Raw genomic sequence first — 8577 nt, 5'->3', positions numbered from 1 at the left:
CTCAGGCGGGTGATCCGAGGCTCAGGCCACCCAGCGCCGCTTTCGTGATATTGTCGGGACCGAGTTCAGAATCACCGTCGATGCTCAGCAGGGCGGCGAGCTTGATCCGCGCCCGATTGACCCGGCTCTTGACCGTGCCGACAGCAACCCCACAGACCTCAGCGGCTTCCTCGTAGGACATGCCCTGCGCCGCGACGAGGAGCAGAGCCTCGCGCTGGTCCAGCCGCAGCTTGGCGAGCGCCGCACGGAAGTCCTCGAAATCGACGTGGTCCTGCTGGTCGGGGTGAGCCTTCAGCTTCGCGGCGTAAGCTCCGTCGATGTCCTCGACCTCCCGCTTGCGCTTCCTGTAATCGGACAGGAAGAGATTGCGCAGGATGGTGAAGAGCCAAGCGTGGAGATTGGTGCCCGTCTGGAAGCGATGGCTGTTGGCCCAGGCCCGCAGGATCGTGTCCTGAACGAGATCGTCCGCGCGCACGGGATCGTTGGTCAGCGAGATCGCAAAGGCGCGCAGGCTCGGCAGCGCCGCGAGGAGTCCGTCGCGCAGAGTGGCTTCAGGCGTCATGCCGCGAAGCCTCCCGCATCTCGACCTCCCGGATGAGTTTTAGCAGATGGGCCGGCACGGGCTCGGCCAGAAGATCCGCATACATGGCCCTCAGCCCGGCAATGATCCGGTCCTGCGCCGCGACGCGAGTGTCAAGCGTGATCCCTCGTGTCCGCAGCAAACCGGGAGCCGCAACGAGCCAGCGACCCGGCCAATCCTCCTTCGTATGATGCGCCATGTCGGCGTCCCTCCCGGAGCTTCTCGTTGCGAGAAGCTACGCAAGGAACGGTCCAGACTCGGCCACGTTCCTCAGGAACAAACGATTTTTTAACTTGTGTTACTTGGCCTTTGGAACACGAGTGGATCTGCTGCTTTGGACTTGTCTCGCCACATCACAGCGTTGCTCGGCAGAGTTGCTGTAGAGATATCGTTTGCAGGGTGATCCATGCTTCCCAAGTCGAGAGTTCTGGTTGCTGAGGACGAACCCTTGACCGCCCTCGACATCGCGGCCACCGTCCGGGAAACGGGTGGCGAGGTGCTGGGTCCCGTCGCCAGCGTAAGCGAGGCCTTCGTTCTCCTGGCAGAGGATCACATCGATGGAGCCATCCTCGACTGCAACCTTCGGGATGGAGAGATCACGCCCATCGCCGAGGTTTTGCTGGAGCGCGACGTGCCCGTGGTGTTGCACACGGGCAGCGATATGCCGCTGATTCTTCAGCGGCACCGCAAGGCGCTGCCGCTCTATCGAAAGCCGACAGCCCCTCTCGTTCTCGCCAGATGCCTCGCTCAGCGCATTCTGGAGGAGCAGAGCCGGCGCTGTGTCCCGATGCATTCGCCATCTCCGCTCGCCAGAGCTAGACGGTAGCCGGGCGTGCTCTCCCGCCCGGGATCGAGGTCTCACAGCCAACGGATGTGGAAAGACTTGCAGTCGGGAGGGCGTGCGCCGAATCCGGCGTGCAACCAACGGACGATCGATCGTCGCTATCTGTGGATCGAACCCCTTCGCGAAGGAGTTCCAGCATGCACTACCATGCTCTCGCTCATCGCCTGAATCGCCCCGAAGAAGGGGCATTCTGGTCTCCCGACAGCCTGCTTCGGGAAATCCAGGTCACCTTAGCCGCCTTGGCGGACATCGAGCTCGAGTACGAGAGGAATTGCGAACGGATCGAGCGGCTTTGCCCTTGCGAGGAAACAAGGACACGCCTGCGGATGGAACGGTCACGCCGCCGTAGCTGTGAGCGTGAGCCGTATCTGCGAAAGCTCGACGGGCTCCAAGGTCGGCTCCGGGCTCACCTGACTTCCGGCCTGTAGGGCTGCCGACGGCAAGCTGAATCGGACCCATTGTTGGCGCGAGAGCCAAGTGAGCCGACCGAGCCCGCAGCAGAGGAACGACCCTGGATGCGGCTACGCTGCCGGAATTCAGAATCCGTCGCTTCGTGAGGGCAGGGCGGGAACGATCTCCTGGCCAAGCTGTTATTTCAGCACCTCTCGCCGGGTTCTCGCCTGCCGTAGGCGGTGCGCTCACCCCGGATGCACTCACAGAAATCGCCGCCCTGACCGTGAGCAGCGTAGGGCGGCGGCGACCCCGGCGAGAACCCTTGATTCTGCGAGGAGAGCGGCAGCTCTCGTGCGTCTGCGCAATGGCAGGCGTTGCGATCCAGGTCGTCCGAGACGGCACGGGCCGACGCGTCGCGCGCCTTGGCCCCCGTGTGTTTCCTCAAGAGCCGAGAGCGGCCTGCATGAGGCTCCAGGATCGGACAGTTCAGGGCTCGCGAAGATCCCGGTTCCAGCAGTTCGATTTCACGAACGACGCCGCCTTGCCGGCATAGGCCTCGACGCGCTCGATTTCCGACGCATTCGCGGGGTCGCATGCGGGATAGAATTCCCGGGCGAGATCCAGCAGGCGGCGGGGGACGGTGATCGCGAACCAGCACATCTTCAACCGGTCGGCGTTTCGTCCCTTGGCTCTTTCGCGCGCCATCAGGACCGAGCCCTCCTCGTTTTCGAGAAGGACGGCTCTCCATTTCTCCTGCAGGTCGGCCGTGCACGTCTCGGTGGCTGAGACGAAGGAGCGAAAACATTGACCGGGAGCATGGCGGAATGCACAGACTGCGCCTCCACTGAGATCAGCGGTTCGGATCGAGGGCTGCCGCTGCGGATGTTGCAGGAGCAGGGCAGGCAACAGAGCCATCCAGGCTGGATGCATGACGATCTCCATCGCCAGGATCGCGATGCGGAGCCGGCTTGTCGAAGCCGGAGCAATGCAGGACAGGATCGACCATCCATGATCCCACAGGGCACTTGCTCGGCTGCAGATCGTCGATTTGAAAGCCGGCGTCACTCATCGTGGACATAGTAATCGGGAACGACGGGGCCGCAGTCACTCCATGGGGGGCTCCGCTGGCCGAGATGAGCACGTGGCGCACAGAGATCATGGTTCAAGTTCGTCACGGGAAGGAGGCTCTCCGATGGACGTGAGGCACAGCGAGATCACGTGGAGTTGGGACGGTCGTCCGGTACGGATTGCCATGGACAGCGTAGGGACGGGGCCCACCCTTCTCCTGCTCCCTGCCCTGAGCTCGATCTCCACGCGTGGCGAGATGCGCCCCCTGCAGGATCGACTCGCGGCTTCCTTCACGTGCATCACGGTGGATTGGCCGGGCTTCGGAGATCAGCCCCGCCCTTATGCTGCATGGTCGCCGAACGCCTATAGAACGTTCCTCGCGTATCTCCTGGCCGAGATCGTTTCGCCTGCGGCGACCGTCGCAGCCGGGCATGCGGCCGGCTATGTCCTGGCTCAGGCCGCCGAGAGGCCGGGCTCGACAGGGCGCCTGTGTCTCGTCGCGCCGACTTGGCGAGGGCCGCTGCCGACCATGATGGGCCGCCATCATCCGGCCTTTGCCCGTGTTGCACGGCTCGTCGATTACCCGATCATCGGGCCCCTCTTCTATCGCCTGAACGTGAACCCGTTCGTCATCGGAAAGATGGTCAGCGGCCACGTCTACTCCGACCCGTCCTTTCTCGCGGGCGAGCGGCTCCGGGAAAAGCTGGCCGTCACCCGAGCACCGGGCGCGCGATACGCGTCCTTCCGGTTCGTGTCCGGCCAGCTCGATCCGATGCCGAGCCGGTCCGCCTTCCTGCAGGCGGCAGAGCGGATCCCGGGCCCGATCCTCGTAATCTACGGTGCGGCAACCCCGCGGAAATCGAAGGCCGAGATCCAGGCTCTGGCGTCCCTCCCGAATGTGCAAGCGGTCGAACTCCCGGCCGGCAAGCTCGCCGTCCATGAGGAGTTTCCCGACCAGGTCGCGAAGGCCATACAGGACTTCCTGGCGAGCCCGGGCAGCGTCCATGGTGCGACACCTCAGCCATGATCGTGATGTGATGCCGGGTCGATCGAGCCGGAGACCAGGAGCGCAGCCTTCATTCTCAGGAACTCGCCGAGGCGGGGCGCATGGTGAGCCCTCCCGGACCCGTGATCCGTCGCGAGCCAAGCGGAACCAGCAGGTTCGGCCTCCGTTAGTTTCTCCTCGATCGAGAGTTTGATCGGCCACGCGACACCACCGTGGCTTTGTGCACCCGACCAGTCTTTCGAGCGAGAGAAGTTCTGAGGAGCAACGCTCGGATCGTGCCGGAAGGGTGGTGCCTGTCACTGCCGAGTTGGTCGAGAAGCAGCTCGTCTCCGAGGAAGAGCTGATCATCCGGCGCTAGGCGGAATTCGTTTCCGCTGGGACGCCAGTCAACTCATGGAAGCGAGAGGCCGGCATGGAACGGTTCGTGCTCCGCATGATGCGCAACGAAGAGGAGATATCCGCATGACCTCAGGCATGACGAGTGGTTCTGCGACCCGAAGGACGATCACGGCTTTCTTTGACAGACGAAGCGATGCCGAAGAGGCCATCAGACGATTGGATGCCGCAGGCATCTCCCGCGCCGACATCCGTCTCGTTCCCGGCACCGAGCGGGACACAGATGTCGCTGCCAGCCCGGACACCCGCTCGCTGGGCGATGCAGGCACCGGGTTCTGGGACTCGCTGCGCGATCTCTTCTTGCCGGACGAGGATCGCTACACCTATGCCGAAGGCCTGCGGCGCGGCGGGTTTCTCGTGTCGGTGAATGCGAGCGATGCCGAGTACGAGCGCGTCATGGACATCCTGGACGACGAGGGCACGATCGACATCGACGAGCGCGCCGACTCATGGCGCGCGGAAGGCTGGTCGGGAGCGTCGGAGGCCACGGCCCACCCCGGTGGGACGGTCGACCTCACCGCGGACCCGGGCACTCGGGGCACGAGCACGGCCACAGGACCCAAGATCGGCCCGGGTTCGGCGGCCACATCCCCGGACCGCGCCGCGCGTCACGAGGAGGCGACGTCCGCTTCTGGAGGCAGGCCGGATTTGGAGCGCGGAGCGCGGGACGAGGAGATCATTCCCGTTGCCGAGGAAAGACTGAACGTCGGCAAGCGGGAGGTCGGGCACGGGCGGGTGCGCGTGCGCTCCTATGTGGTCGAGACGCCGGTGAGCGAGCCGGTGAACCTGCGCGACGAGCGGGTCGCGGTCGAGCGGCGGCCCGTGGACCGGGACCTCGGCAGCCCCGAGGATGCCTTCCGGGAGCGCACGATCGAGATGGAGGAGCGCTCCGAGGAGGCGGTGGTCTCCAAGGAGGCTCACGTCAAGGAGGAACTCGTCGTCAAGAAGGACGTCGAGCAACGCCGAGAGACCGTGAAGGACACCGTGCGCCGTACCGAGGTCGAGGTCGAGGTCGAGGACGAGCGCGCCAAGCCCGTGACCGGAACCGGAACAAGCGACAGAACTCCATAAGGTTTGGTGCACGATAGGAGAGGCTTCGCGTGTCTGCGCGACACCCCGTTGGGAACGTATCCGGCGGCAGGAGAGGACCCACTTCTCCTCCGCCGGAACCTCCTGGTCTCAGCTCGGTGCTGGCCCGGAACATTCAGGCCCTCAACGAGCGCCGCCGTCAGGAAGAGGTGCGAGCCACTCTCCAGGAGAAGATCGCCGAGGCGATCACCCGTTTCACGGGGAGCATGCCTTTCGTCTACATCCACTTGGCGATCTTCGGGTTCTGGATCGTGGCCAATCTGGGCTGGATTCCCGGAGTGCCCAAGTGGGACGAGACCTTTGTCGTGCTCGCCATGTGGGCTTCGGTCGAGGCGATCTTCCTCTCGACTTTCGTGCTGATCAGCCAGAACCGCATGCAGGCCGCAGCCGACAAACGCGCGGATCTCGATCTGCAGATCAGTCTGCTCGCAGAGCACGAGGTCACGAAGCTGACGGCACTCGTATCAGCGATGGCCGACCGGATGGGCGTCAGGACGGAAGTCGACGCCGAACTCGACGAGATCACCCAGGACGTTGCTCCTGAAGCCGTGCTCGACGAGATCGAAGCGACGCAACCCGAGCCGAACTAATTGGCGTTTCAGCCAAATACGTCGCTTCTCTCAACCCGATTGAGAAATGACGGAAGATCCTGCGCGCTCGCCTTGGCTCGCGCTTCGGGAACTGGGAGGAGATCACCCAGACTGTCGCGCAAGCCACGATCTGCTTGAACGCGCACACCATCCGTTCACGTGGGGCAAACGCCGTCGGCGTCGTCGGCTCCACCGCTCGCCAGGAATTGCTTTACCTCCACAAACTTGCCGGATGCATCGGCAGACAGGCGCGCCAACGGTTTGCACGTTCGTTCAGATGCTTCGGCAGCGCCTGTGATCCGTCCCGTTCACCGTAAGGCTCAGCTCGCCATGGTCGACCCCAGCAATATACCCGTCGGGAACGTTATAAACTTGGAGGCTTTGCCGACCTCAAAGCCTCCAATGCACTCGCTTCGTCAGTCAGAGAAGCCGCCCTCGGGGACGCCAGAGTGGCCGTCCCTGCTAGAACCGTGACCCGTTCCTAGGAAAGCTCTCGTGGCGCATACCGAGACCGGCATCTTAGGAGACGTTCAGGTCATCTACTATTGGCAAAGATGGCGGCGACCATCACTGCCCCGGAAGGTATGAGTGGCCGGATCGTAAGTCCGGTATCTCTGCTCGCAGTAGGCTTCATTGGTCTGAGCAGGCATCGGAGCAGCCTGCCCCATGACGCTCCCGGTCGTCATACCAGGCCTGTCGGGGTCGTACGGGTTCACGGCTGGGGCCGGGGCATTCTTGCGGAACTGATCCCGATGGTTGCAGTAGTAGGTCATAGAATCCTGCGCTAACGAACAGTCAAGGTTCACATCCTGCGCGCTCGCTGGAGACCACAAGCCGGCCGTAAGGCCACACGCAACTATGAACAAGGACGACTTTCTCATAGCGACCTCGCTTCATCTTGGTTGAAGACTTGCCCTCACAGCCCGATTATACGCGATGCAGGCAGTGGAGATGAGAAGCTGAAAATTCACAAATGCGGTATTGAGAGACCTTCCCGGCCTGGAGCATGACTGCCGCGGGCCACGTTTCCTGTTCCCGGCAAATAGCAAAGAAGAGAAGCGCGGCGGTGCCGGCCGTCAGGCTGACGAGTGCTGCGAGCGCATGTTGCGGTCCTATGGTGGGCTCTCGATCCAAGTGCGCCCCACGGGCGGACGGCCTGACAGGGACTCGCGCTCCAGCGGTGTGACGCTGCTCCGGAATGCACCAAGCTGCGAATCGTTCGTTGAAGCGGGTCGCCAGTCAGCCTCTGCCACGTTCAGTCGCCTTGGCCGGGATTGGGCGAAAAATACTTCTCGAATTTTCCGGGCACGCCGATGAATTGCTTGAAATCGGCAGCGGGCTCGCGCCTGGTCGTGACGTTCGGCCAAGCCACTGCGAATTCGCCATTCAGCTTGAGCCATCGCTCGAGGCCGGGCGCCGTATCGGGAAAGATCGCATCGACCGGGCATTCGGGCTCGCAGACGCTGCAATCGATGCACTCGTCGGGATGGATGACGAGCATATTCTCGCCTTCGTAGAAGCAGTCCACGGGACACACCTCCACGCAATCCATGGTCTTGCACTTGATGCAGTTCTCGGTGACGACATAGGTCACGGCACGCTCCTTGCCCTGATGGACTCCGTATCCGAGCATCAGAGGCTCATGTCGGTGTGCCCCCTTGCTGACCGGTATTGTCGAGGTTCTTGAATACCATCCGGCTCCAGTTCTCGCCCCTTTGTCGGATGGGTAGCAGCTCTTCCCGGCTCGGCAAAGTATACCGTATTGCTGCACTCAGCAGGGAGTTGTGATCAGGTATCTGTGACATGCATCCCGTACGTGCAGGTGCCCCCTGTCCTGCATAAGGATCGTTCGACGAAGCCGGTCGTGCAGTTGATGGTTTTGCATCCAGGAACTGGCGCCTTCCACCACCGGAGCGCTTCCAACGATGCAGCTGGTTGGTGCAGTGATCGAACGCCGTGCCATGCACTCGAACCGGGGCGTAACGCTCGCCTCCTGGCTTGCGCGCACGTGATGGGCCACAACCTGCTCATTGTCCGCTCTTTGATCATGACGACGTGCGCGGCAAAATCAGTGGCCTCGACTTGGACTCCGATCATTGCGTGGCGAAGCTGGCCGGAATGGCCGAACTCGTCGCGCAAATCTGCGCGGCGCCCTGCGACGCTGCCAACTTGATGGCCTCGGATCTTGACCCGACCAACGAGTCCCGGATCGAGCGCGAGCAGGGCAGCGTGGACCTCCTCAAGACGCAGAATCCGAACGTGTCCGTGCCGATCGATCTCATGACGACCTCGGGCTCGGACCTTGATCCCCACATCGCGCCCGAGGTGGCTCTGTTCCAGGTATCGCGCGTGGCTCAGGCGCGGTACCTGCCCGAAGTTCATGTCCGCGCGCTATTTGAGAGCCATATCGAGGACCGTGTCCTCGGCGAGTTGCATGTCAATGTCCTGGCGCTCAAGCTGACGCTCGATGCATTGCAAGCCCCTTGAGCTCGAGTGCGTTCTTGAGTTCAAGCTCGATCTGGCCGGAACGGCGGATGAGGATCGGCCATGCCCGATGATCGTCGCGACCCCGAGAAGCGCCCATCTCCGGAAGCGCTGTTGCAGGAGGCTC

General features: G+C 63.0%; 11 protein-coding genes. 6 read left to right on the top strand and 5 right to left on the bottom strand.

Annotated features, from left to right (window positions below; genetic code table 11):
- Position 1: 1 nt before the first annotated feature.
- Together BN1233_RS36780 and BN1233_RS36775 are read right to left on the bottom strand one after the other, a co-directional pair.
- Complete coding sequence (locus BN1233_RS36780; RefSeq protein ID WP_074078450.1) at positions 2 to 562, bottom strand: sigma-70 family RNA polymerase sigma factor; 561 nt, start codon at positions 560 to 562, stop codon at positions 2 to 4.
- Positions 552 to 779 (bottom strand): NepR family anti-sigma factor, encoded by a 228-nt coding sequence (locus tag BN1233_RS36775; RefSeq protein ID WP_046868635.1) that lies wholly within the window; start codon positions 777 to 779, stop codon positions 552 to 554. Before BN1233_RS36775 ends, BN1233_RS36780 begins: the two co-directional genes overlap by 11 nt.
- 249 nt (positions 780 to 1028) lie before the next feature.
- On the opposite strand from BN1233_RS36775, the gene BN1233_RS36770 reads away from it, so the two are divergent.
- Positions 1029 to 1406: a response regulator gene (locus tag BN1233_RS36770; protein ID WP_147707748.1), complete on the top strand. Its 378-nt coding sequence runs from the start codon at positions 1029 to 1031 to the stop codon at positions 1404 to 1406.
- A 155-nt stretch (positions 1407 to 1561) separates the two neighbouring features.
- Positions 1562 to 1852: a hypothetical protein gene (locus BN1233_RS36765; protein ID WP_046868633.1), complete on the top strand. Its 291-nt coding sequence runs from the start codon at positions 1562 to 1564 to the stop codon at positions 1850 to 1852.
- A gap of 451 nt (positions 1853 to 2303) precedes the next feature.
- Here the strand turns inward: BN1233_RS36765 and BN1233_RS36760 are convergent, their stop codons facing one another.
- On the bottom strand, positions 2304 to 2747 hold the full coding sequence (locus tag BN1233_RS36760; RefSeq protein WP_147707747.1) for a hypothetical protein: 444 nt from the start codon (positions 2745 to 2747) through the stop codon (positions 2304 to 2306).
- Positions 2748 to 3009: 262 nt separating this feature from the next.
- Between BN1233_RS36760 and BN1233_RS36755 the strand changes: the two genes are divergently transcribed.
- The 3 genes from BN1233_RS36755 (at position 3010) to BN1233_RS36745 (ending at position 5966) form a co-directional block, all read left to right on the top strand.
- The gene (locus BN1233_RS36755; RefSeq protein ID WP_046868631.1) at positions 3010 to 3912 is read left to right on the top strand and encodes an alpha/beta fold hydrolase; all 903 of its coding nucleotides are present in this window, start codon (positions 3010 to 3012) and stop codon (positions 3910 to 3912) included.
- Between the two features lie 441 nt (positions 3913 to 4353).
- Positions 4354 to 5358: a YsnF/AvaK domain-containing protein gene (locus tag BN1233_RS36750; protein ID WP_244470892.1), complete on the top strand. Its 1005-nt coding sequence runs from the start codon at positions 4354 to 4356 to the stop codon at positions 5356 to 5358.
- 116 nt (positions 5359 to 5474) lie between these two features.
- Complete coding sequence (locus BN1233_RS36745) at positions 5475 to 5966, top strand: DUF1003 domain-containing protein (RefSeq protein ID WP_082145869.1); 492 nt, start codon at positions 5475 to 5477, stop codon at positions 5964 to 5966.
- Between the two features lie 542 nt (positions 5967 to 6508).
- On the opposite strand, the gene BN1233_RS51415 is transcribed toward BN1233_RS36745, so the two are convergent.
- Positions 6509 to 6616, bottom strand: a complete 108-nt coding sequence (locus BN1233_RS51415; RefSeq protein WP_425311782.1) for a BA14K family protein — start codon at positions 6614 to 6616, stop codon at positions 6509 to 6511.
- A 605-nt stretch (positions 6617 to 7221) separates the two neighbouring features.
- Complete coding sequence (gene fdxA / locus BN1233_RS36735; protein WP_046868746.1) at positions 7222 to 7560, bottom strand: ferredoxin FdxA; 339 nt, start codon at positions 7558 to 7560, stop codon at positions 7222 to 7224.
- Positions 7561 to 8066: 506 nt separating this feature from the next.
- Between fdxA and BN1233_RS36730 the strand changes: the two genes are divergently transcribed.
- Positions 8067 to 8453, top strand: coding sequence for a potassium-transporting ATPase subunit C (locus BN1233_RS36730; RefSeq protein WP_147707746.1), 387 nt, complete (start codon positions 8067 to 8069; stop codon positions 8451 to 8453).
- The last annotated feature ends 124 nt before the right edge of the window (positions 8454 to 8577 follow it).

Origin of the sequence: Microvirga massiliensis (genome assembly GCF_001006805.1) — a bacterium.
Classification (GTDB): Bacteria; Pseudomonadota; Alphaproteobacteria; order Rhizobiales; family Beijerinckiaceae; genus Microvirga; species Microvirga massiliensis.
This window is presented reverse-complemented; position numbering and strand designations above follow the sequence as displayed.

What these genes read in the sequence shown, in the direction of transcription:
- BN1233_RS36780 (WP_074078450.1), bottom strand. Translation starts at nt 562, where the DNA reads ATGACGCCTGAAGCCACTCTGCGCGACGGACTCCTCGCGGCGCTGCCG.
- BN1233_RS36775 (WP_046868635.1), bottom strand. Translation starts at nt 779, where the DNA reads ATGGCGCATCATACGAAGGAGGATTGGCCGGGTCGCTGGCTCGTTGCG.
- BN1233_RS36765 (WP_046868633.1), top strand. Translation starts at nt 1,562, where the DNA reads ATGCACTACCATGCTCTCGCTCATCGCCTGAATCGCCCCGAAGAAGGG.
- BN1233_RS36760 (WP_147707747.1), bottom strand. Translation starts at nt 2,747, where the DNA reads ATGCATCCAGCCTGGATGGCTCTGTTGCCTGCCCTGCTCCTGCAACAT.
- BN1233_RS36755 (WP_046868631.1), top strand. Translation starts at nt 3,010, where the DNA reads ATGGACGTGAGGCACAGCGAGATCACGTGGAGTTGGGACGGTCGTCCG.
- BN1233_RS36750 (WP_244470892.1), top strand. Translation starts at nt 4,354, where the DNA reads ATGACCTCAGGCATGACGAGTGGTTCTGCGACCCGAAGGACGATCACG.
- BN1233_RS51415 (WP_425311782.1), bottom strand. Translation starts at nt 6,616, where the DNA reads ATGCCTGCTCAGACCAATGAAGCCTACTGCGAGCAGAGATACCGGACT.